This is a genomic window from Chromohalobacter sp. (genome assembly GCF_039830575.1).
Lineage (GTDB): Bacteria > Pseudomonadota > Gammaproteobacteria > Pseudomonadales > Halomonadaceae > Chromohalobacter > Chromohalobacter israelensis.
The window spans coordinates 18,635-39,833 of the sequence record NZ_JBDOOX010000008.1 but is presented as its reverse complement, the minus strand read 5'-3'; the positions used below and the strand labels follow the sequence as shown (position 1 = coordinate 39,833).

Annotated in this window: 20 protein-coding genes and 1 tRNA gene; 16 read left to right on the top strand and 5 right to left on the bottom strand. The window is 65.3% G+C overall.

Annotation, left to right across the window (positions count from 1 at the left end):
* Positions 1 to 14: 14 nt before the first annotated feature.
* A complete protein-coding gene (gene rapA / locus ABGX75_RS06645) occupies positions 15 to 2,957 on the bottom strand; it encodes an RNA polymerase-associated protein RapA (RefSeq protein ID WP_179153635.1) in 2,943 nt (980 codons plus the stop codon).
* Positions 2,958 to 3,075: 118 nt separating this feature from the next.
* A complete protein-coding gene (locus ABGX75_RS06640; RefSeq protein ID WP_347410919.1) occupies positions 3,076 to 3,876 on the bottom strand; it encodes a TlpA disulfide reductase family protein in 801 nt (266 codons plus the stop codon).
* Between the two features lie 189 nt (positions 3,877 to 4,065).
* On the opposite strand from ABGX75_RS06640, the gene ABGX75_RS06635 reads away from it, so the two are divergent.
* A complete protein-coding gene (locus tag ABGX75_RS06635) occupies positions 4,066 to 4,314 on the top strand; it encodes a hypothetical protein (protein WP_011505779.1) in 249 nt (82 codons plus the stop codon).
* 10 nt (positions 4,315 to 4,324) lie between these two features.
* Here the strand turns inward: ABGX75_RS06635 and ABGX75_RS06630 are convergent, their stop codons facing one another.
* From ABGX75_RS06630 to ispB, 3 genes are all read right to left on the bottom strand, one after another.
* Positions 4,325 to 4,741 carry a hypothetical protein gene (locus tag ABGX75_RS06630; protein WP_011505780.1) on the bottom strand — a complete coding sequence of 139 codons (417 nt, stop codon included), beginning with the start codon at positions 4,739 to 4,741 and terminating at the stop codon, positions 4,325 to 4,327.
* Positions 4,742 to 5,038: 297 nt separating this feature from the next.
* A tRNA-Pro gene (locus ABGX75_RS06625) sits at positions 5,039 to 5,115 on the bottom strand.
* Positions 5,116 to 5,197: 82 nt separating this feature from the next.
* Positions 5,198 to 6,172 (bottom strand): octaprenyl diphosphate synthase, encoded by a 975-nt coding sequence (ispB, locus tag ABGX75_RS06620; RefSeq protein WP_035415339.1) that lies wholly within the window; start codon positions 6,170 to 6,172, stop codon positions 5,198 to 5,200.
* A 262-nt stretch (positions 6,173 to 6,434) separates the two neighbouring features.
* On the opposite strand from ispB, the gene rplU reads away from it, so the two are divergent.
* From rplU to ABGX75_RS06545, 15 genes are all read left to right on the top strand, one after another.
* Entirely contained in the window at positions 6,435 to 6,746 is a 312-nt protein-coding gene (gene rplU / locus ABGX75_RS06615; protein ID WP_011505782.1) for a 50S ribosomal protein L21, read from the top strand.
* A 32-nt stretch (positions 6,747 to 6,778) separates the two neighbouring features.
* Positions 6,779 to 7,036, top strand: a complete 258-nt coding sequence (rpmA, locus tag ABGX75_RS06610; protein WP_011505783.1) for a 50S ribosomal protein L27 — start codon at positions 6,779 to 6,781, stop codon at positions 7,034 to 7,036.
* A gap of 84 nt (positions 7,037 to 7,120) precedes the next feature.
* Complete coding sequence (gene cgtA / locus ABGX75_RS06605) at positions 7,121 to 8,308, top strand: Obg family GTPase CgtA (RefSeq protein WP_035415338.1); 1,188 nt, start codon at positions 7,121 to 7,123, stop codon at positions 8,306 to 8,308.
* Positions 8,309 to 8,333: 25 nt separating this feature from the next.
* On the top strand, positions 8,334 to 9,470 hold the full coding sequence (gene proB, locus ABGX75_RS06600; protein ID WP_224114640.1) for a glutamate 5-kinase: 1,137 nt from the start codon (positions 8,334 to 8,336) through the stop codon (positions 9,468 to 9,470).
* Positions 9,471 to 9,682: 212 nt separating this feature from the next.
* Positions 9,683 to 9,949 (top strand): 30S ribosomal protein S20, encoded by a 267-nt coding sequence (gene rpsT / locus ABGX75_RS06595; RefSeq protein WP_011505786.1) that lies wholly within the window; start codon positions 9,683 to 9,685, stop codon positions 9,947 to 9,949.
* Between the two features lie 100 nt (positions 9,950 to 10,049).
* Positions 10,050 to 11,642, top strand: a complete 1,593-nt coding sequence (gene murJ, locus ABGX75_RS06590; protein ID WP_035415336.1) for a murein biosynthesis integral membrane protein MurJ — start codon at positions 10,050 to 10,052, stop codon at positions 11,640 to 11,642.
* A gap of 75 nt (positions 11,643 to 11,717) precedes the next feature.
* Entirely contained in the window at positions 11,718 to 12,785 is a 1,068-nt protein-coding gene (gene ribF, locus ABGX75_RS06585; RefSeq protein WP_011505788.1) for a bifunctional riboflavin kinase/FAD synthetase, read from the top strand.
* 9 nt (positions 12,786 to 12,794) lie between these two features.
* Positions 12,795 to 15,635: an isoleucine--tRNA ligase gene (gene ileS / locus ABGX75_RS06580; RefSeq protein ID WP_224114642.1), complete on the top strand. Its 2,841-nt coding sequence runs from the start codon at positions 12,795 to 12,797 to the stop codon at positions 15,633 to 15,635.
* 117 nt (positions 15,636 to 15,752) lie between these two features.
* On the top strand, positions 15,753 to 16,298 hold the full coding sequence (gene lspA / locus ABGX75_RS06575) for a signal peptidase II (protein ID WP_011505790.1): 546 nt from the start codon (positions 15,753 to 15,755) through the stop codon (positions 16,296 to 16,298).
* On the top strand, positions 16,291 to 16,734 hold the full coding sequence (gene fkpB, locus ABGX75_RS06570) for an FKBP-type peptidyl-prolyl cis-trans isomerase (RefSeq protein ID WP_011505791.1): 444 nt from the start codon (positions 16,291 to 16,293) through the stop codon (positions 16,732 to 16,734). Before lspA ends, fkpB begins: the two co-directional genes overlap by 8 nt.
* Positions 16,735 to 16,795: 61 nt before the next feature.
* Positions 16,796 to 17,749: a 4-hydroxy-3-methylbut-2-enyl diphosphate reductase gene (gene ispH / locus ABGX75_RS06565; protein WP_287125097.1), complete on the top strand. Its 954-nt coding sequence runs from the start codon at positions 16,796 to 16,798 to the stop codon at positions 17,747 to 17,749.
* Positions 17,750 to 17,835: 86 nt separating this feature from the next.
* Positions 17,836 to 18,432 (top strand): GspH/FimT family pseudopilin, encoded by a 597-nt coding sequence (locus ABGX75_RS06560; protein ID WP_347410918.1) that lies wholly within the window; start codon positions 17,836 to 17,838, stop codon positions 18,430 to 18,432.
* On the top strand, positions 18,429 to 18,851 hold the full coding sequence (gene pilV / locus ABGX75_RS06555) for a type IV pilus modification protein PilV (RefSeq protein WP_179153629.1): 423 nt from the start codon (positions 18,429 to 18,431) through the stop codon (positions 18,849 to 18,851). Before ABGX75_RS06560 ends, pilV begins: the two co-directional genes overlap by 4 nt.
* Position 18,852: 1 nt before the next feature.
* A complete protein-coding gene (locus ABGX75_RS06550) occupies positions 18,853 to 19,422 on the top strand; it encodes a type II secretion system protein (RefSeq protein ID WP_179153628.1) in 570 nt (189 codons plus the stop codon).
* Positions 19,412 to 21,199 (top strand): polymer-forming cytoskeletal protein, encoded by a 1,788-nt coding sequence (locus ABGX75_RS06545; protein WP_287125096.1) that lies wholly within the window; start codon positions 19,412 to 19,414, stop codon positions 21,197 to 21,199. The genes ABGX75_RS06550 and ABGX75_RS06545 overlap by 11 nt, the downstream gene beginning before the upstream one ends.

The window sequence follows — 21,199 nt, the reverse complement described above, 5'->3', positions numbered from 1 at the left end:
CGTCGCGGCGCCCTTCATTCAGGCGGGTCGACGGTCACCACCACGCGGACCGCGTCGAGGCGCAGGCGTGTGGCGTCGATGGCCGTGTCCAGCTCGCGGCGTTCGTGGGCGAGGGCCTCGATTTCCGCGTCGCGTACCGCCGGGTTGTGACGTGCGAGGGCCTTGAGACGCGCAAGCTCGGTGTCCAGCGTGTCACGCATGTGCGTCTGCGCGGCTTCGATGATGCTCGGCAGTTCGTTCTCTGCCTCGTCCTCGGCCCGCGTCAACAGGTCGCGCAACTGCGCGTGACGCGACTTGATCAGGTCCCGGGCGACCGCCTTCTTGACCTTCTGAAGGTTTTTCGCCAGCCCGCCGAAGGAGACCTTCTGGGTCAGGTTGGCGCCGGACTCGTCGAGCAGCAGGCGCACCGCCGTCGGCGGCAGGAAGCGCCCCACGTTCAGGTGTCTGGGCGCCGGACAGTGGGTGCGGAACACCAGTTCGGCCATCAGTCGTCCGCCCGGAATCGCCGGGTGCTGAAGCAGCGCCAATGCGGTGTTGCCAAGCGTGCCGTCGAGGATGCGCTCCATCATCTCGCGGACCAGAGGGTGCTCCCAGGACAAGCGCTGCACATCGTCGCGGGCCAGGGCGCGCTGCCGGTCGAAGGTGGCCGAGAAGCCTTCCTCGCCTTTGACCAGTCCCGGCAAGCCGTCGAGCATGTGGGGCCCGGCCAGCAGGTGCTGAATGTCGCCGCCCAGATCGCGACTTTCGACGCCGAATACGTCCAGCGCCTTGTCGACATAACGCGGCAGTGCGGGGTCGTCGTCGAGCTCGCGAATCGCCTCGGTGATGGCCTGGGCGCGCGCCGGCCGACAGGCGTTCCACTCCAGCAGCCGGTCGCGGCCGGCCTCGTGCGCGGCGAGGCGGCTTTCGAAGAAGCGTCGCGTGTCGGCAATGACCTCGGCGAGCGCGTCGTCATCCAGCAGGGCATCGGCCACGCTGTCGCCGAAAGCGTCGTAGAGTTCGCTGCCGATGCCGTGCGGGGCGTCGAAGGCGCGCATGCCCTCGTCGTACCAGCGCAGCAAGCGCTCGCCGGGGCTGTCCTCGAAGACCGGCACATGAATCTCGATGGCGTGCTGCTGGCCGATACGGTCGAGGCGGCCGATGCGTTGTTCGAGCTGGTCGGGATGCGCCGGCAAGTCGAACATCACCAGATGCCGGCAGAACTGGAAATTGCGTCCCTCGGAGCCGATCTCCGAGCACACCAGTACCTGGCACCCGTCTTCCTCGTCGGCGAAGGCCGCCGCGGCACGGTCGCGTTCGATGAGCGTCAGGCCCTCATGGAAGACCGGTGCCTGGACTCCGCCCAGTACGCGCAGTGCCTCGCTGAGATCGCTGGCGGTCTCGCGGTCGTGGGCGATGACTAGCATCTTGTCGCGCCCCACTTCGGTCAGGCGCTCCAGCAGCCAGGTCACGCGCGGATCTATCTGCCACCAGGGCTCGGCGTTGAGTGCGGTGTCGCCCGGCGAGGCATCGCATTGCGCGCGATACATGGCATCCGGATACAGCAGCACCTCGGGATGGTCGAGGCCGGTGGTGATCAGCAGGTCGTCGAGGTAGTCCATGTCGCGATCCAGCTTGCGCAACTCGCGGCGATAGCTGGACGGCGGCGCCAGGCGAGTGACGTGCAGGTGGCGTTCGGGAAAGCCGGCGACATGGCGACGGCTGTTGCGGAACATCACCCGGCCGGTCCCGTGACGGTCGAGCAACTGCTCGCGTAGCTGGCGGCGTGCGCTGTCGCGCTGGGTGTCGTCGCTTTCCGGGTCGATCAGCGTGTCGAGCAGTGCCTGGCTGTCCGCGTCGTCGATGACCGCGCCCACGCTATCGCGGTCCGCGGCATCGCCGGGCAGGCGCTCGAGGGCGTCCACCGCCTCCGCGACCCGGGCGTAGCCCGTTTCTTCGGCCTCGAAGGCCGCCAGGCTGGTATAGCGCTCGGGGTCGAGCAGACGCAGGCGGGCGAAATGGCTGGCAAGCCCCATCTGCTCGGGCGTGGCGGTGAGCAGCAGCACGCCGTCGATGGCATGCGCCAGCTGCTCGACGCAGGCATAGCCGGGGCCGCTGGCCTCGGGGCTCCAGTCGAGATGATGCGCCTCGTCGACGATCAGCAAGTCCCAGTCGCAGGCCTGGGCCTGGGTCTGGCGGTGTGGGTTGGCGAATAGCCACTGCTGGCTGGCGAGCACCAGCTGGGCGCTTTCGAAGGGGTTGCCCGTACTGTGCTGGCTCTGTTGCTCGTCAAGCAGCGTGAAATGCAGCGAGAAACGGCGCAGCATTTCCACCAGCCACTGGTGGGTCAGGCTGTCCGGCACCAGAATCAGCGCACGCTCGGCACGACCGGTGATCAGCAGGCGGTGCAGGATCAGACCCGCCTCGATGGTCTTGCCCAGGCCCACTTCGTCGGCCAGCAGCACGCGCGGGGCATGGCGACGGGAGACTTCGTCGGCGATGTACAGCTGGTGCGGGATGAGGTCCACCCGCGGGCCTGCCAGGCCGTTCGCCGGGTGTTGAGCGATGCGGTGATAGTGGTGCAGGGTGCGGTAACGCAGCTCGAACCAGTCGTTGCGGTCGACCTGACCGGTCAGCAGGCGGTCCCGCGCTTGCTGGAAGCGCATGCTGTCGGCGAGGCGGCTTTCGGGAAGCTCTTCGTATTCGCCGTCCGCCGTCTCGACGACATAGATCAGCAGCCCCTTGGCCTCCTTGGTGTCGTCGACGGTCAGCGTGCGGCCGTCGGCGGCTTCTATCCGGTCGCCGGCGCCGAATACCACGCGGGTCAGCGGTGCCTGGCGAACGCTGTAGGTGCGCGTTTCCTGACTGGCGGCAAAGAGAACGGTCACGCTTCGGAAATCGCAGCTCAGGATCGTGCCCAGCCCCAGTTCGGCTTCGCCGTCACTGACCCAGCGCTGGCCCGGAATGAATTCGCTCATGATGCCTCGGGATGAAGATGAAACGGTATGTGGCGTGCCGCCCGCGAGGGAGCATGCAGGGCGGCGGGCGCGGTATTCTACCGGAAAGCGGCCAAGGGCTTAACAGGCGATTGTGCTTTCAGGGCAATGCCGCCAGCCAGGCCTCGAGAGTCGCCGTGGCGAGCGGTCCCGAACGGATGTTGCGGAGTCGACCGTGGGCGTCGAGGTAGACGGTCAACGGCAGGTCGGGCATGCCGAAATAGGCCTGCAGGCGCTGCTCCGGGTCTTGCAGGTTATGCGCGAACCCCATGTCCTGAGCATCGAGGAAGCGTGCGGCCTGCAACAGGGATTGGCCTTCATTGACCGTTATCACGCGCACCTGGTCGGCGACCGCATTGACGCGTGCCAATGCCTGGCGGCACGCGTGGCAATCGCTGCGCCACAGCACCACGATGAGCGGTGACGATGTGGAGAGGGTCTCGAGCGATACCGCATCGCCGTCGAGGGCGTTCAGCGACAAGGGCGGCAGGTGCGATGGAGGAGGTTCGCCGGCCAGAGGGTGCCAGGCGTTCAGGCCCCACCATAGTACGGCGCAGGTCGCGAGCACGCCCGATGCCCGGGTCAGATAGCGCGGCGGCAGGCGGCGCAGACAGCCCAGCGTCCAGGTCCCCGCACCCAGCAGGGCGCCCAAAGGGTGATACCCGGACTGCCAGCGCATGACGGCCTCGAGAGGGGCTTCGCGATAGGCCTCGCCGTGCAGTGCGATGTCGGCCAGGCGGGCGCCGAGCAGGGCGCCGAGTAACGCGCCGGTCAACCACAGGCGGCGGCGTGGCGGTGGCAGGCGGACCAGGTGGCCGAGCGCGAGCAGTGCCACGGCGGCGCTCGCCGCGTAGAGATGCGCTGGCGGCAAGGACAGTGGACCAAGCGTGAAAGCGGTCATGGGCCTCCTCATGACGAAGCTGCTCTTGGAGTCGCTGCCGTCTCATGCACGGCGACGGGCCTTGGCACGTTACACTAAAGCGGAGCGCGTCGCCCGGGGCGGCGTGAACGTCGGCAAGCACTCGGGTGTCGCGGCGAGACGTGATGGCAGGCGGCGCAAGCGTGGAATGATCAATCAACAGGAGCAGGCATGGTGAATTCGCGCCATGGAGTCGATGGGCTACGGGCGGTGGCCATCGCCAGTCAGGCGGTGGGGTTCATTCTGATCATCGCGCTGGAGACGTGGCTGGGGGATGCGGCACGCGTGTGGCAGGGCGTCACGCTGGCGGCAATGCTGGTCGCGGCCAGCGGCGTTGCGCTGGTGCGGCGCTATCGTCGCAACCGCCAGCGCAGGGCGATGGACGAGCGCCTGCGCCGCGCGGAGGAAAGCGACCCCTGACGCCGCAACCTCATACCACCAGCCCCTGGAGGCCAAGCGGTTGGCAGCGGCGTGGGTCGAGCGCCAGAAGCATCAATTGCCAGCCGCCGGGCAATGGCATGATCAGGACGCGCCAGGCACAACCGCGGGAGGCGCTGGGCCGGTCGCGCGAGGCTTCCAGACAGCGTGCTCCCTGCGCCATCAGCGTGGGGGCGAGGCGTTCGAATTCCGCGTTGTCGGCTTCCAGGCGCAGGGTGCCGGGGAGCGCGCCGGGCGTGGCCTCCAGCCACAGCACCTGGCTGTCATGGCGTTCGTGGCGTAGTTCGAGGCAGGCCCCGTGCGCCGTGTGCAGCAGGATCGTCAGCCCGAGATGGCGCTGCAAGGCCTCGAGCATCGGCGCAAGCTGCGCGACATGAAGCGTGGCGGGTTCCGGCGATAGACGTTGCATGGCGCGTCCTCCAGCGATCGCGACTCTCGCTTCTCAGTATGGAAGCTGCTGCCATGCGCGAAAGCGGTGCGTGCCTATGGTGGGGATGGTGCCAGACTATCGAGTCCGGCACCCGTGCTCGGGGCACTCCTGTTCAGGGCACTTCCCTGTGCCGTTTGCGTCCCTGCCCGCTCACCGTGACGCCTGCAGCGCGACGTTTCGATAATCCAGGTCAAGGAAATGGCGATCAGTGCATGTCGCCGAACGCAAAAACGCCCACGTGGCCGAGGCCATGACGTGGGCGTTTTCAGAATTCCGTGGTCGGAGTAGCAGGATTCGAACCTACGACCTCTGCCTCCCGAAGGCAGCGCTCTACCAAGCTGAGCTATACTCCGTTCGCGTCGGTGGTGCCGACTCGACGGGGCTGCATTATACGCATCCGCGGCGCGCGCGCAACCCCTTTGCGTCGGTGCCGCGTCAGGTCTGGCGCTCGACGGCGAGGTGCGCGAGCGCGGCCATGCTGTCGCGGTAGCGGCTTTCGGGCAGCAGTTCGAGTTGCGCCAGGGCGCGGTCGGCCATTTCCTCGGCGCGACGCCGGGTATAGTCCAGCGCGCCGGTGTCGTGCACGATCGCCAGTACCTCGTCGAGGTGGTCGAGCCCGCCCTGACGAATGGCCTGGCGGACGACGCTGACCTGCTCGGCGTTGCCGTTCGCCATGGCATGGATGAGCGGCAGCGTGGGCTTGCCTTCGGCGAGGTCGTCGCCGACGTTCTTGCCCATGGCGTCGGCGTCGCCCTGATAGTCGAGGAGGTCGTCGACGAGCTGGAATGCCAGCCCGAGATAACGCCCATAGAGCTTGAGCGCTTCTTCCTGGGCGGGGGTCGCCTCGGCGAGTACCGCGCCGCTGTGGCTGGCGGCCTCGAAGAGCATCGCTGTCTTGCCCTGAATGGTGTCGAAGTAGGCTGCCTCGTCGATATCGGGGTTGCCGATATTGGTCAGCTGCAGCACCTCGCCCTCGGCGATCACGCAGGTGGCGCCGGAGAGGATCTCCATCACGCGCATCGAGCCGACCTCGACCATCATCTGAAACGAGCGCGAATACAGGAAGTCGCCGACCAGCACCGAAGGCGCGTTGCCCCAGGCGTCGTTGGCGGTGGCCTTGCCGCGACGTAGATGCGATTCGTCGACGACATCGTCGTGCAGCAGCGTCGAGGTATGCATGAACTCGATCAGCGTGGCCAGGGTCACGTGGCGATCGCCGGGGTAGTTCAGCGAGCGCGCCGCCAGCAGCACGAGGAGGGGACGCAGCCGTTTGCCGCCACTTTCGATGATGTAGCGGCCAATGGTCTCGACGAGCGGAACTCGCGAAGCCAGTTGGGCGAGGATGGTGCGATCGACGGCGGCGAAATCATCCGCGACCGCCGCATGGAGGGGCGATGCGTTAGGCTGCATGGGTCGGCTTGTCGCAATAAGGGGGTTGGGCCGCCTCATTGCGGCCTTGGGCTCGGGCTATGCTAGGGGGCCCCCCGTGGGGCGTCAAGGCGCATGCCGTGGGCCGTCGCGCGTGGCGTGAAAGACACTTGCCGGGCACTGGAGAGTATCGCTATAATACGCGGCTCGACTCATCATGCTCCCTGTCAGATGGCTGCCGGAAGGGGCGCCACTCGCCGCAGGCCGATGAAGAGCGCAATCCCGATGAGTGCTGGAGAGTGACATGTACGCAGTTATCAAAAGCGGTGGCAAGCAGTACCGCGTTCAGGAAGGCCAGACCCTGAAGCTCGAGAAGCTGGAAGTGGCCACGGGTGAAACCCTGGAACTCGACCAGGTATTGCTGGTCGCCGATGACGACGACGTCAAGGTCGGCGCGCCGCTGGTCGAAGGTGCCAAGGTGACGGCGGAAGTCGTCTCCCACGGGCGCGGCGAAAAGGTGAAGATCATCAAGTTCCGTCGCCGTAAGCACCAGATGCGTCGTCAGGGCCACCGTCAGTGGTTCACCGAAGTTAAGATCACCGGAATTTCCGCGTAAGCGATATTCCCCGATAGCGCGAGGTATTTGCAATGGCTCATAAAAAGGCTGCCGGTAGTTCTCGTAACGGTCGCGACAGTGAATCCAAACGCCTAGGTGTCAAGCTGTTCGGTGGCCAGGCGGCGACCGCCGGCAACATCATCGTTCGTCAGCGTGGCACCAAGTTCCACGCAGGCAGCGGTGTCGGCATCGGCAAGGATCACACCCTGTTCGCTCTGAACGACGGCGTGATCAAGTTCGAGACCAAGGGTCCGAAAAACCGCAAGTTCGTGAGTGTCGTCTCCGCCTGAGACCACCGCGAACGATGAAGGAAAAGGCCCCGCCCAGGCGGGGCCTTTTCGTATTGGGCGGCCGTGGCCGCCGGGAGAGTGTCCATGCAGTTCGTCGACGAAGCCTCGATCATCGTGGAGGCCGGCAAGGGTGGCAATGGCTGCCTGAGTTTCCGGCGCGAGAAGTACGTTCCCAAGGGCGGGCCGGACGGCGGCGACGGTGGGCACGGCGGCAGCGTCTACCTGATCGGTGACGAATCCCTCAATACGCTGATCGACTTCAAGTATCAGCGCTTCTACAAGGCACCCAACGGTCAGCCGGGACAAGGGCGCCAGATGAGCGGTCGCAACGGCGAGGACCTGCACGTCAAGGTGCCGGTGGGGACCACGGTGATCGACGAGGACACCCTCGAGGTGATCGCCGACGTGACCGAGGCCGGCCAGGTCGTGCTCGTGGCCCAGGCGGGCCGCCGTGGACTGGGGAACATCCATTTCAAGTCCTCCACCAACCGGGCGCCGCGCAAGACCACGCCGGGCACCGAGGGGGAGCGTCGCAACCTGCGCTTCGAAATGAAGGTGATGGCCGACGTGGGCCTGCTGGGTGTGCCCAATGCCGGCAAGTCGACCCTGATTCGTGCCGTCTCGGCGGCCAAGCCCAAGGTGGCCAACTACCCCTTCACCACGCTGGTACCCAATCTCGGCGTGGTCAAGCTGGGGACCCACGAGCACTTCGTGATGGCCGACGTGCCTGGCTTGATCGAGGGAGCCTCGGATGGCGCAGGCCTGGGCTTGCGCTTTCTCAAGCACCTGACCCGGACACGGTTGCTGCTGCACGTGGTCGATGTGGCGCCGTTCGACGAGAGCGACCCCGTGGACAGCGCGCGTGCCATCGCGCATGAACTCGAGCAGTTTTCCGCCACGCTGGCCGAACGGCCGCGCTGGCTGGTGCTCAACAAGCTCGACCTGCTCCCCGAGGAGGAGCGCCAGTCGACGGTCGACGACATCGTCGAGCGGCTGGCGTGGTCGGGGCCGGTCTACAAGATCTCCGCCATCAGTGGCGATGGCACCCAGGCCCTGGTGCAGGCGGCGCACCGCTGGTTGACGGAGCAGCGCCAACTGGAAGCAGAAGACGAGACGGCCTTCGAGCATGAGCGCGAGATGCGTCGACGCATGGAAGACGAAGCCGTGGCGCGTGCCGAGGCGCGCATGTCCCGCAAGCGCAAGCCGGCCGAGGACGATGACGACGATTTCGACGAAGACGATTACGACGTCGAAGTGGAGTACGCGCCGTGATGTGGCCGCAAGGAGACGTGAACCGGTGAGCGAATCGCAGTCGGCAAGCCGCGATGCCCTGCGTCGGGCGCGGCGTGTCGTGGTCAAGATCGGAAGTGCGTTGCTGACCAACGATGGGCGTGGCCTCGATGCCGATGCCATCGGCGAATGGGTCGATCAGATCGCCGCCCTGCATGCGCGGGGCATCGAGGTCGTGCTGGTGTCGTCCGGTGCCGTGGCCGAGGGCATGGCGCGCCTGGGGTGGGTGACGCGTCCCTCGGCGGTGCATGAATTGCAGGCGGCGGCGGCGGTAGGGCAATCCGGCCTGTCGCAGTGTTACGAGGAACATTTCGCGCGGCATGGCCTGCGCAGTGCGCAGGTCCTGTTGACCCACGACGACCTTTCCAACCGCAAGCGATATCTCAATGCGCGTTCGGCGCTGCGCTCGCTGGTGGCGCTGCGCGTGGTGCCGGTGATCAATGAAAACGACACCGTGGTCACCGACGAGATTCGCTTCGGCGACAACGATACGCTGGGCGCGCTGGTGGCCAATCTGCTCGAGGCGGATGCCCTCGTCCTGCTGACCGATCAGGAAGGCTTGTTCGACGCCGATCCTCGTCACGACCCCGAGGCGCGCCTGATTGCCGAGGGGCGTGCCGATGACCCGGCGCTGGCCGCGGTCGCCGGTGACGGCGGTGCCCTGGGGCGTGGCGGGATGGCGACCAAGGTCCGTGCGGCGCGTCTGGCCGCTCGCTCCGGCGCGCTGACGGCGATCGCCAGCGGGCGTCAGTCGGAGGTGCTCACGCGGCTGATGCAAGGCGAGACGCTGGGCACGCTGTTGATGCCCGATCACGCTCCCCTGGCGGCCCGCAAGCGGTGGCTGGCCGGGCAGCTTCAGGTGCGCGGCACCCTGGTGCTGGATGCCGGCGCGGTCAAGGTGCTGCGCGAGCATGGCTCCAGCTTGCTGCCGGTGGGCGTGCGTCGTGTCGAGGGCGAGTTCAAGCGCGGCGACATGCTGGTCTGCGTGGACGAGCAAGGCCAGCGCATCGCCAAGGGGCTGGTCAATTACGGCAGCGACGAAGCGCGGCGCATCATGGGGCAGCCCAGCCGGCGCATCGAGGAGCTGCTGGGGTACATGGAGTCGCCGGAACTCATTCATCGCGACAACCTGGTCATCGTGTGAGCGGCGGTCGGCGGGCATGTCTCGAAAGGCGCGACCTGTAGCCGTTGTCGCGGGGAGCATGCTAGAATGCCGCATCCTCTCAGACATGGCCCGTTGATGGGGCGCTGCGCGAGTGGCGGTCCCGATATGGCCGATCCGCGTGAGGTCTTAAAAACGTCACGCGAATCAATTTCTTACAGAACATGACTGTCAACATCTCCAAGGAGTAGACGGTGGCGAACACCAAACAGGCCCAAAAACGCGCCCGCCAGGCGGAGCAGCGTCGTCAGCACAATGCCAGCCAACGCAGCATGGTGCGCACCTATATCAAGCGTGTCATCAAGGCCATCCAGGGCGGCGATCATGCCCAGGCCATGACCGAGTTCAAGGCGGCCCAGCCGGTCATCGACCGCATTGCCGACAAGGACGCGATCTCCAAGAAGAAAGCAGCGCGCATCAAGAGCCGTTTGAACAAGCGAATCAAGGCCCTGGCTGCCTGAAGCCGGGACCTGGCGGCAACGCGTGAAAAAACCGGCTTCGGCCGGTTTTTTTGTAGGTGACGATCGGGCTCGACCCGGCAAACGGACAGCGGGGTGGACGGTGACGGCTAGGCAATCGCAAGCGACGCCTGAGGACGGCGAGTCGGCGGGGCCGGCGAGCGGCGGTCTGTTGCGCTCGGGGCTGGTGGTCAGCACGATGACCATGCTATCGCGCGTGCTGGGGCTGGCGCGCGACGTGGTGATCGCGACCCTGTTCGGTGCGGGGAGCGGTGCCGATGCGTTCTTCGTCGCCTTCAAGATTCCCAACTTCATGCGCCGCCTGTTCGCCGAGGGCGCCTTCAACCAGGCGTTCATTCCGGTGCTGTCCGAATATGCCACTCAGCGAACCCGTGAAGAGGTGCGCGAGCTGCTCGACGCGGTGGCGGGCAGTCTCGGCGTGGTGCTGGCGCTGATCAGCGCCGTGGCGATGCTGATCGCGCCGTGGCTGGTGTGGCTGTTCGCGCCGGGATTCAGCGCCGATCCCGGCAAGCTGGCGTTGACCGCCGACATGCTGCGCCTGACATTCCCCTATCTGTGGTTGATTTCGCTCACCGCCTTTGCCGGCAGCGTGCTCAACACCTGGAACCGGTTCGCCGTCCCGGCGTTCACGCCGGTGCTGCTCAATCTGTCGCTGATCGGGGCCGCTCTGGGACTGACGCCCTGGATGCAGGACCCCTCGATGGCCCTGGCCTGGGGTGTGCTGATCGCCGGGGTCGTCCAGTTGGGCTTCCAGGTACCGTTCCTGGCACGGCTGGGACTGATGCCGAGGCCGTGGCCGAACTTTCGCCACCCCGGGGTGCGCCGCATCCTGACACTGATGGCGCCGGCGCTGTTTGCGGTCTCGGTCTCGCAGATCAACCTGCTGCTGGATACCGTGCTGGCATCGCTGCTGGCGTCGGGCAGCGTGTCCTGGCTGTACTACTCGGATCGCCTGGTGGAGTTGCCGCTGGGGGTGTTTGGCGTGGCCCTGGGCACGGTGATCCTGCCGGCGCTCTCCAAGCGGCACGCCGAGCAGTCGCCTGAGCATTTCGCGAAGATGCTCGACTGGGCGCTGCGCGCGGTGCTGTTGATCGGGTTGCCCGCGGGCCTGGCCCTGATACTGCTGGCCGAGCCATTGCTGGTGAGCCTGTTTCATTACGGGGCGATGACCGACCACGACATCGTGATGGCGGCGCGCAGCTTGCGAGCCTATGCGCTGGGGCTGCTGCCCTTCATGCTCATCAAGGTGCTGGCGCCCGGCTATTTCGCCCGCCAGGATACCAAGACGCCGGTCAAGATCGGTGTTTTCGCCATGCTCGCCAACATGGTCTTCAATCTGTTGCTGATCTGGCCGTTGGCGCATGCCGGCCTGGCGCTGGCCACGGCACTCTCGGCGTGCTTCAACGCCGGTTTGCTGGGCTGGGGGCTCAAGCGGCGCGGCGTGTTGCAATTCCAACCGGGCTGGGGCCGCTACGCACTGACGCTCGGCGGTGGCTGCGTGGTCATGGGGGGCGGCCTGTGGTGGCTGGCCCCCGAGTGGCATGTCTGGCTCGACTGGGGCGTTTGGCAGCGAGCCGCGACCTTGCTGGGGCTGACCCTGGGCGGCGCGGTGGTCTATTTTGGGTGGCTGGCGCTATGCGGCGTGCGGCTCAGGCATTTCCGCCTGCGTGGCTAAGAGCGGGGCGGGCATGGCTGTCAGCCGTGGCCCCCTTGGTTATAATCGGACGTTTTACCGGCATATGAACGGCACATGGAACTGATCAGAGGACTGCACAATCTGCGCGAGGCGGGCCCTTGCGTGGCGACGATCGGCAACTTCGACGGCGTGCATCGTGGCCATCAGGCGATCCTCGATCAGCTCAAGAGTCGCGCCAGGGCGCTGGGGCTGCCGGTGGCGGTGGTGGTGTTCGAGCCCCAGCCGCGTGAGTATTTCGCCGGTCAGCAGGCGCCGCCTCGCCTGAGCCGCTTGCGTGACAAGGTCGAGCTGCTCGCCGCACATGGTGCCGATCGCATCCTGTGCCTGCCTTTCAATGCAGCCTTGAGGCGCTTGACCGCCGATGAGTTCATCGAGCGCGTGCTGATCCAGGGCCTGGGCGTCAAGCACCTGGTCGTGGGGGATGACTTCCGCTTCGGCTGCGACCGGGCGGGAGATTTCGCGCTGCTGCAGCGGGTGGGCGAGCGCCGCGGGTTCGGGGTCGAGCACACCCGCACCTTCGTGCTCGACGACGAGCGGGTATCGAGCACCCGCGTGCGCACGCTGCTGGCCAGTGGCAATTTTGCCCAGGCCGCGCGGATGCTGGGGCGTCCGTATCAACTGACGGGGCGCGTGGTCGCGGACCGGCAACTGGGGCGCACCATCGGCGTGCCGACCGCCAACCTGCCCCTGGCGGCGCGTCCTCTGGCCCTGCGTGGTATCTATGCCTGCGTCACGCGCTTGCCGGATGGTCGCGAGCTGACGGGCGCGGCCAACATCGGATGGCGACCGACGGTCGGCAGCACGCGGCCGGTGCTGGAGGTCCATCTGTTCGACTTCGATGGCGACCTCTATGGCCAGCGCCTGACGGTCGTGCCTTGCGCGCGGCTGCGTGGCGAGGTCAATTTCGCGGGGCTGGATGCCCTGACACGCCAGATTCACGCCGATCTGGCGCAGGCGCGGCACTATTTTCGGACGGCGACGCCGCTCGACGCTGCCGCACTCGGGTTACCGTGTCACTCGACTGGCTGGACACTTCCGCTGGCCTCGGCGCCCCTGGCGCCCGAGCCTTCGACTTCCGACTCCTCGGCCGGCGCTGGTCCGGCCGCCCAAGACGATGGCTGACCTTCCGCTATGAGCGATTACAAGCACACACTGAATCTGCCCGAAACCGATTTCCCCATGCGCGGCATGCTGCCCAAGCGTGAGCCGGGGCGGGTGTCGCAATGGCAGGACATGAACCTGTATCAGCGGCTACGCGACGCCCGTGCCGGCCGCGAGGTCTTCGTCCTGCACGACGGCCCTCCCTATGCCAACGGCAGCATTCATATCGGCCACGCCGTCAACAAGATTCTCAAGGACATCGTCGTCAAGTCGAAGTCGCTGGCAGGGTATGACGCGCCCTACGTGCCCGGCTGGGACTGCCATGGGCTGCCCATCGAACACAAGGTGGAAACCACCCATGGCAAGCACCTCGAGGCGGACGAGGCGCGGGGACTGTGTCGCGAGTACGCGGGTGCCCAGATCGAGGGGCAGAAGACCGATTTCGTGCGTCTGGGCGTGGTCGGCGACTGGGAGAATCCCTACCGCACCATGGATTTCGCCAACGAGGCCGGCGAGATTCGCGCCCTGGCCAAGATGGTCGAGGGCGGCTATGTCTTCAAGGGCCTGAAGCCGGTCAACTGGTGCTTCGACTGCGGCTCGGCCCTGGCCGAGGCGGAAGTCGAATATGCCGACAAGAAGTCCGATGCCATCGATGTCGCCTTCGCTGCCGCCGAGCCCGAGGCGCTGGCGTCGGCGTTCGGCCTGGCCTCTCTCGACAAGCCGGCGGCCATCGTGATCTGGACCACCACGCCGTGGACCATTCCCGCCAACCAGGCGCTGAACGTGCACCCCGACTTCACCTATGCCCTGGTGGATACCGGCGAGCGACTGCTGGTGCTTGCCGAGGAACTGGTCGAAAGCTGCCTGACGCGCTACGGTCTCGAGGGCGATGTCGTGGCCACCGCGGCGGGCGCGTCGCTGGAGTTCATCACCTTCCGCCACCCGTTCTACGAGCGCGTGGCCCCGGTCTACCTCGCCGATTACGTGACCGTGGAGGAAGGCAGCACGGGGATCGTCCACTCGGCGCCGTCCTACGGCCTGGATGACTTCATGACCTGCCGCGAGCACGGCATGAGCTTCGACGACATGCTCAACCCCGTGCAGGGCAATGGCGTATACCGCGACGACCTGCCGTTGTTCGGCGGGCAGATGATCTGGAAGGCCAACCCCCACATCGTCGACACGCTGCGCGAGGTCAACGCGCTGATGGCGCATACGCCGATCACGCACAGCTACATGCACTGCTGGCGCCACAAGACGCCGGTCATCTACCGTGCCACGGCGCAATGGTTCGTGGGCATGGACCGCGAGGACGACCAGGGACGTACCCTGCGCCAGCGTGCGCTGGATGGCGTCGAGGCGACCCAGTTCATCCCCGCTTGGGGCAAGGCGCGCCTGCATTCGATGATCGCCAATCGTCCCGACTGGTGCATCTCGCGCCAGCGTAACTGGGGGGTGCCGATCCCGTTCTTCCTGCACAAGCAGACCGGGGAGTGGCATCCGCGTACCGTCGAGCTGATGGAAGATGTCGCCAGGCGCGTCGAAGCCGAGGGCATCGATGCCTGGTTTCGTCTCGACGCCCGCGAGTTGCTGGGCGACGAGGCCGACCAGTACGACAAGGTCACCGATACGCTGGATGTCTGGTTCGATTCCGGTACCACGCACCGCCATGTGATGCGTGGCTCGCACCCGATGGGACACGACCAGGGGCCGCGTGCCGACCTGTATCTCGAAGGCTCCGACCAGCATCGCGGCTGGTTCCATTCGTCGCTGCTGACCGGATGCGCCATCGACGGCCATGCGCCCTACAAGGCGCTGCTGACGCACGGTTTCACCGTCGACGAAAAGGGACGCAAGATGTCCAAGTCGATGGGCAACGTCATCGCGCCTCAGCAGGTGATGGACAAGCTGGGCGCCGATATCCTGCGCCTGTGGGTCGCGTCCACCGATTACTCCGGCGAAATGGCGGTCTCCGACGAGATCCTCAAGCGTACCGCCGACGTCTACCGGCGCATTCGCAACACCTCGCGCTTCCTGCTGGCCAATCTCAACGGCTTCGCTCCCGAGCGCGATGCCGTGGCCTTCGAGGACATGCTGGCGCTGGACCAGTGGGTGGTGGATCGCGCGGCGCAGTTGCAAGCCCGTATCCAGGGCGCCTACGCGGAGTATCGGTTCCGCGATGTCTACCAGCAGGTGCACGATTTCTGCGCCCACGAGCTGGGCGGTTTCTACCTGGATGTCATCAAGGATCGTCAGTACACCACCCAGGCCGATTCCCGCGCGCGGCGCAGCTGCCAGACGGCGCTCTATCACGTGGTCGAGGCGTTGGTACGCTGGGTCGCCCCGATCCTGTCCTTCACCGCCGAGGAAATCTACGAGGTCATCCCGGGAACGCGTGGCGACAGCGTGCTGCTGGAAGAATACTATCCGCACCTGGCGACGCTGGAGGCGAATGCCGCCATGGGGCGTGAGTTCTGGTCGCGGGTGCTGACGGTCAAGCAGGCGGTCAACAAGTGCCTGGAAGACGCCCGCAATGCCAAGGTAGTGCGCAACAGCCTGGCCGCCGAGGTGACGCTATACGCAGACGACAGCCTGCGCGAGACCCTGACGCAGCTCGGCGAGGAGTTGCGTTTCGTGCTGCTCACCAGCGAGGTGCACCTGGCATCGCTGGAGGACGCCGGCAGCGCGCAGGCCGAGGCCAGCGAGCTCGAAGGGCTCAAGGTGGCCGTCGTGGCCAGCCCGCATGCCAAGTGCGAGCGTTGCTGGCATCATCGCGCGGACGTGGGCACGCATGCCGCCGATCCGAACCTGTGCGGCCGGTGCCTGAGCAACTTGCCCGAAGGGCCCGGCGAAACGCGTCACTATGCATGATGCAAGGCTGGGCATGATACCGATACCAGCCCGGGATGATGCGAGGCCCGGGGGCATGGGGCCCGCATCTACCGTTTCGTCGCCGGCCCCGGGCCGGCCTAGCCATGAGAGGCCCGCATGAACGACGCTTCAACGTCTGAAAAAATCGCGGCAGCACCTGCCATGCGCCGTCCGCTGCGCTGGCTGTGGCTGGCCTTGCTGGTCGTCGTCCTCGATCTGGGCAGCAAGTTCGTGGCCAGCGCCTACCTGGTGTACGGCCAGCCGGTCGAGGTACTGCCGGTGTTCAACTTGACCCTCTTGCACAATACCGGCGCGGCGTTCAGTTTCCTGGCCGAGCATGCCGGTTGGCAACGGTGGCTGTTCGCGGCCATCGCCATCGGTGTGAGCATCGGCCTGACCGTGTGGCTGACGCGTCTCAAGGCGCATGAGCGGCTCTCGGCCATTGCCATCGTGCTGGTCATCGGCGGAGCGCTGGGCAACCTGTATGACCGTCTGGTGCACGGCTATGTGGTCGACTTTCTGTCGTTCCACTGGCAAGACTATTACTTTCCCGCCTTTAACTTGGCGGACACCGCCATCACCTTGGGGGCCATGGGCCTGATTCTGGCATCCCTGCGCGATGACCGGCGAAACACGACGCAAAAAGAGACGCCTCATGAGTGACTACCGTATCGACGACGGGATGGAAGTGACCCTGCATTTCACCGTCAAGCTGGAAGATGACACGGTGATCGATTCCACCCGCGAGAAAGAGGCCGCGACGTTCCAGGTCGGCGACGGCAATCTGCCGCCGGGCTTCGAGGCGCCGCTCAAGGGGATGACCGGGGGCGAGAGCGGTCGTTTCACCATCACGCCGGAGCACGGCTTCGGTCAGCACAATCCCCAGAACGTGCAGCGTCTGCCGCGCGACCAGTTCGAGGACGAACTCGAGGTGGGGACGGTGATGTCCTTCACCGATCCCGGGGGCGGCGAGTTGCCCGGCGTGATCGCCGACATCGACGAGCGTCATGTCGATGTGGACTTCAATCACCCGCTGGCGGGGCGTACCCTGATCTTCGAGGTGGAAGTGATCGATGTCCGCCCGGCCACGACCCATTAAGCTTTGACGGGCGTCCGTCGCCCATCGACACGATGCCGCCGTGCATCGAGGCAAGGTAAGCATGCAAATCAAGCTGGCCAATCCACGCGGTTTCTGCGCTGGCGTCGACCGCGCCATCGAGATCGTCAATCGTGCGCTCGACGTCTTCGGGCCGCCCATCTACGTACGTCATGAAGTCGTGCACAACCGCTTCGTGGTGGACAGCCTGCGCGAGCGCGGGGCGGTGTTCGTCGAGGAGCTGCATGAAGTGCCCGATGACGTGATCGTCATCTTCTCCGCCCACGGGGTCTCGCGCGCGGTGCAGCAGGAAGCCGAGCGGCGTGGCCTGCGCATCTTCGACGCCACCTGTCCGCTGGTCACCAAGGTGCACATGGAAGTCCTGCGCTACGCCAAGCGGGGCCAGGAATGCGTGCTCATCGGGCATGCCGGCCATCCCGAGGTCGAAGGCACCATGGGCCGCTACGATACCTCGTTCGGCGGGCAGATCTATCTGGTCGAGGACGAGGCGGATGTGGAGAACCTCGAGGTCAACGGCCCCGACCGGTTGGCGTTCGTCACCCAGACCACGCTCTCCATGGATGACACCTCGCGGGTCATCGATGCCCTGCGCGCCAAGTTTCCGCAGATCGACGGGCCGCGCAAGGATGACATCTGCTATGCCACCCAGAATCGTCAGGACGCGGTGCGCGGGCTGGCCAGCGAGAGCGATCTGGTGCTGGTGGTGGGCAGCCCCAACAGTTCCAACTCCAATCGCTTGCGTGAATTGGCCGAGCGCACCGGCACACCGGCATACCTGATCGATAACGCCGAGCAGATCCGTCCCGAATGGCTGACCGACGTGAGCGCCATCGGCATCACGGCCGGCGCCAGCGCGCCGGAGGTACTCGTGCAGGCGGTCATCGAGCGACTCCAGTCACTGGGCGCCGAGGCACCCGACGAGCTTGCCGGACAAGCGGAAAACATCACCTTCTCCATGCCCCAGGAGCTGCGCGAGCGCGTCATCGCCAGCGAGTGATCCCGCGCGAGACGCCCGATGCGAGCTCGGGCGTGTCGCGGCGTGCGTTACAATTGGTTGCAAAATACGCTACATTGGAGGGGCGCTTGGGGCCTCTCTCCCTGCCGCGTGCGCGATACTCCGTTCCAACCATCAGGAAGCCGTACGTGCCGCATCTTGCTTGCCGCATTCGCCGCGTTCCGAACGTGCGCGGCTTCTCCCTTCTCGAACTGCTTATCGTACTGGTGATCTTCGCGATCCTGGCGAGCATGACGCTGCCCAGCTTTCAGCGCCTGCAATATCGCCAGCAATTGGTTTCGGCGAGCAATGAACTGGTGGCGGCGCTGCGTCTGGCGCGCGGCGAGGCCATCATGCGCGAGGCCGATGTCACGCTGTGTGCGAGCGCTGATGGCGCGTCATGCGGGGGCAAGGGATGGACGCAGGGCTGGCTGTTGCAGGCCGCTTCCGATGATGACAAAAAGGATACGATCGTCGTTCATCAAGCGTTACCCCCGCGACTCGACATCGCTGATAACCCCTCGCCACCTGCCAGCGTAAGCTTCGATGAACTTGGATATCCCGGTGGTGGCACCGAGTGGCGCCTCAGCCATGCGGCATTGCCGGACGGCACCTCACGCCAGGTGTGCCTGGAGGTGACCGGACGGGCCTATGTCGCCGAGCCGGGCGCGGGGTGTGGCTCATGATGGCACCGCCGCTGCAGTCTTCGCCCCATGCCCAGCGCGGCTTCGGTCTGATCGAAGTGCTGGTGGCGCTGACCATTCTCTCCATCGGCATGCTGGGGCTCGCCGCGATGCAGCTCACCTCCTTGCAGGCCGCTCGTGAAAGTCTCGATACGACAATCGCCACCATCATGGTCCGGGACATGAACGAGCGTGCCTGGGCGCAGCAGGATGAGGCTTGTAAGACCCTTTTGAGTCAGTGGCAGAAGGATGTCGCCCAGGTGGGCGGTCTTCCCTCTCCCGATGGAAGTGGAGGAGAGACCGGCAATAATGGCCTTTATGACCTCAAGGTCACTTGGCAGGGGCGTGAAGAGCCGAATAGTGAAGAGGATGCTTCCCCGCACGTACATTTGGTGGCCTTCCTGCCATGCAAGGGGGGATAGGATGAATCACCAACATCGCCAACGAGGCTTCACGCTGATCGAAATGATGATCAGCATGTTTCTAGGTTTGATCATCCTCGTGGGTACTGTGTCGGCATACCAGGCTATAAGCGGTCTTCGCGAGCAGCGGGACACGATTAACACACTGCAAAACGACCTGCTTTTCGTGCATCAATCAATGTCGCGTGCGGTGGCCATGGCCAGAGATATCGAGGTGACCGAAGAAGGCGCGGCGTTGACGGTCACGCCGTTCGCGTTACCGGTGAGTGCTACGCCTGCCGGATGTCGCAAAAGCGGCGATTCGAACTGGACATGGAGTGTCGATTCCAGCCAGGGGGTGACGTCGCTCGATTGCAATGGCAGTCAGATTTTGACGCTTGCCACGCCAGGCGTGACAAGCGTCGCATTCGACACCTCGGGGATCTGCAGTGCCGCTACGACTCCCTGTGTGCGGGTCACACTGAACTATGCCCCTTGCCGCGATCTTCAGAACTGTACCGTCAGGACATTGCGCTATCACTTGAGCTCACGCTACACGGGTCAGTCCGAGGGAGGCGCGGATGCATCCTAGAGAAAACGGCTTCGTGCTCGTCATCGGTCTCGCGCTTCTGACCATCGCCACGGGCATGGTCGTGGCTGGCATGTCACTGGGCCGTTACCAGGAGCGCCAAGCAGGGCATTACCTGCGGACCAGCGATGCCCAATTAGGGGCCGACGAGGCATTTCTGCATCTCTTGCGCGGCGATATGCAATGGGCACGTGACATACGGCAGTACGTGAATGATCAACTGATGCCCAATGCGGAGAATGGCACTACCTGGAAGCCAGGCGTGGATGACATGTCCACGACACCGTGGAGAGATCGCAGTGCTCTCTCGCCGAGCCAGTACACTCGTCCCATGGTTGAAAGCGTCGAAAAGCTCGACGAGGACACAGTTCGAGTCACTTTCTCGGGAAGCAACTGGGTCGACGGCAATGATCAGAATGTCGGCTTTTCGAGTTTCCAGGCCGAGTTCAATGTCGGAGGCGGCGATGAGGCCGGCGGTGCCTACCGTGAGGTCCTGCTCGGCTGCGAGGGGGTGTCCCTCAGCGGCAGCGGTCGGATCGACAGCTACGATTCTCGCAAGGGGCGCTATGGTGCCAACCTGGGCGGAGGCGAGTACAACCGCGATGGAACGCAGGGGCTGGTGTCGACGAATGCCGACGAAAACGGCAACGTGACGCTCAGCGGATCGTCGCCGATCTACGGCCGGGTGCGTGCCACGGGTAACGTCACGGCCAGTGGGTCGGCGTCGATCCATGGCGACATCCAGGCCAATGGCGATGTCGTCATCAGCGGGGGCGGTTCCAGCATTTTGGGCAATGTCGCTTCTCGCCAGGCGGTGCGCTTGACCAGTAGTGGCCGCATACAGGGGGATGTCGCGGCGAACACGGAAATCGTCACCGGCAACTGGAGTTCGCGCATCGAGGGCAGCGCCACTGCGCCGGTCGTGCGCACGACGAGTAATCGCGACGTGACCGAGCAGGTGGGCGGAAGCATCGAGCGAGCGTCCCCTGGCGTGGGGACGGTGGCGACATCGAGCTGCGATGCCTTCACGACACGGGAAGGCGCGACCATCGGCGAGCTGGCCGATGCTCTCTCGCCCTATGCCTCGTCGGGGAGGCTGGCGATCGGCGGCGGCAATCAGACGTATACCTTGACGCCTAATGGTCTTCAGGTGCCGTCCGATCGTAATAACAACAGTGTACCCAACCCCGAACGCTACCGGGTTACACGCGACGTTACGGTCGCTGGCGTTTTTCCCGAGCCCACCAATGTACTGGTGCTGGATAGCTTCTCGCTGGGCGGCAGTGCCAACTTCATCGTCGATGGCGGCGATATGACGCTCTACGTCAAGGGCGGTATCGATATAGGCGGCGGCGCTTCGTTCAGTGTCGCCGAGGGCAGTTCGCTGAAGATCGTCACCTCGGGGCGTTTCAATCTCCCAAGCGGCCTCGATGTCGCCTCCGACAGCCCGACCGATGACGAGGGCAATCCGGTTCTGTCCATTTACTCGACCTATGACGATGGTGGCGCCAGCGGCTGGAATGCCGGCGTCAATATCAGCGGCAGTTCCACCTTCAAGGGCACCATTTTCGCGCCGTACAGCACCGTCAATGTCGGCGGGAGCGGGGCACTTTTCGGCGCCGTGAAAGGTCGGCGCGTCGAGGTGTCCGGCAGCGGCGACATCCATTACGACGAGGCACTGATGGAGTCGAGCGTGGGCACCGGGGATGGCGGTACGGATGGTGGCGTCGGCGGTGGCGACTGGACGCTGGAGGGGCTCTCGTATGGCGCCGATGACTGA

Bases quoted from the DNA above. Each gene is read 5' to 3' on its own strand.
- rapA (WP_179153635.1), bottom strand. From the start codon at position 2,957: ATGAGCGAATTCATTCCGGGCCAGCGCTGGGTCAGTGACGGCGAAGCC.
- ABGX75_RS06640 (WP_347410919.1), bottom strand. From the start codon at position 3,876: ATGACCGCTTTCACGCTTGGTCCACTGTCCTTGCCGCCAGCGCATCTC.
- ABGX75_RS06635 (WP_011505779.1), top strand. From the start codon at position 4,066: ATGGTGAATTCGCGCCATGGAGTCGATGGGCTACGGGCGGTGGCCATC.
- ABGX75_RS06630 (WP_011505780.1), bottom strand. From the start codon at position 4,741: ATGCAACGTCTATCGCCGGAACCCGCCACGCTTCATGTCGCGCAGCTT.
- ispB (WP_035415339.1), bottom strand. From the start codon at position 6,172: ATGCAGCCTAACGCATCGCCCCTCCATGCGGCGGTCGCGGATGATTTC.
- rplU (WP_011505782.1), top strand. From the start codon at position 6,435: ATGTACGCAGTTATCAAAAGCGGTGGCAAGCAGTACCGCGTTCAGGAA.
- rpmA (WP_011505783.1), top strand. From the start codon at position 6,779: ATGGCTCATAAAAAGGCTGCCGGTAGTTCTCGTAACGGTCGCGACAGT.
- cgtA (WP_035415338.1), top strand. From the start codon at position 7,121: ATGCAGTTCGTCGACGAAGCCTCGATCATCGTGGAGGCCGGCAAGGGT.
- ribF (WP_011505788.1), top strand. From the start codon at position 11,718: ATGGAACTGATCAGAGGACTGCACAATCTGCGCGAGGCGGGCCCTTGC.
- ileS (WP_224114642.1), top strand. From the start codon at position 12,795: ATGAGCGATTACAAGCACACACTGAATCTGCCCGAAACCGATTTCCCC.
- lspA (WP_011505790.1), top strand. From the start codon at position 15,753: ATGAACGACGCTTCAACGTCTGAAAAAATCGCGGCAGCACCTGCCATG.
- fkpB (WP_011505791.1), top strand. From the start codon at position 16,291: ATGAGTGACTACCGTATCGACGACGGGATGGAAGTGACCCTGCATTTC.
- ispH (WP_287125097.1), top strand. From the start codon at position 16,796: ATGCAAATCAAGCTGGCCAATCCACGCGGTTTCTGCGCTGGCGTCGAC.
- pilV (WP_179153629.1), top strand. From the start codon at position 18,429: ATGATGGCACCGCCGCTGCAGTCTTCGCCCCATGCCCAGCGCGGCTTC.
- ABGX75_RS06550 (WP_179153628.1), top strand. From the start codon at position 18,853: ATGAATCACCAACATCGCCAACGAGGCTTCACGCTGATCGAAATGATG.
- ABGX75_RS06545 (WP_287125096.1), top strand. From the start codon at position 19,412: ATGCATCCTAGAGAAAACGGCTTCGTGCTCGTCATCGGTCTCGCGCTT.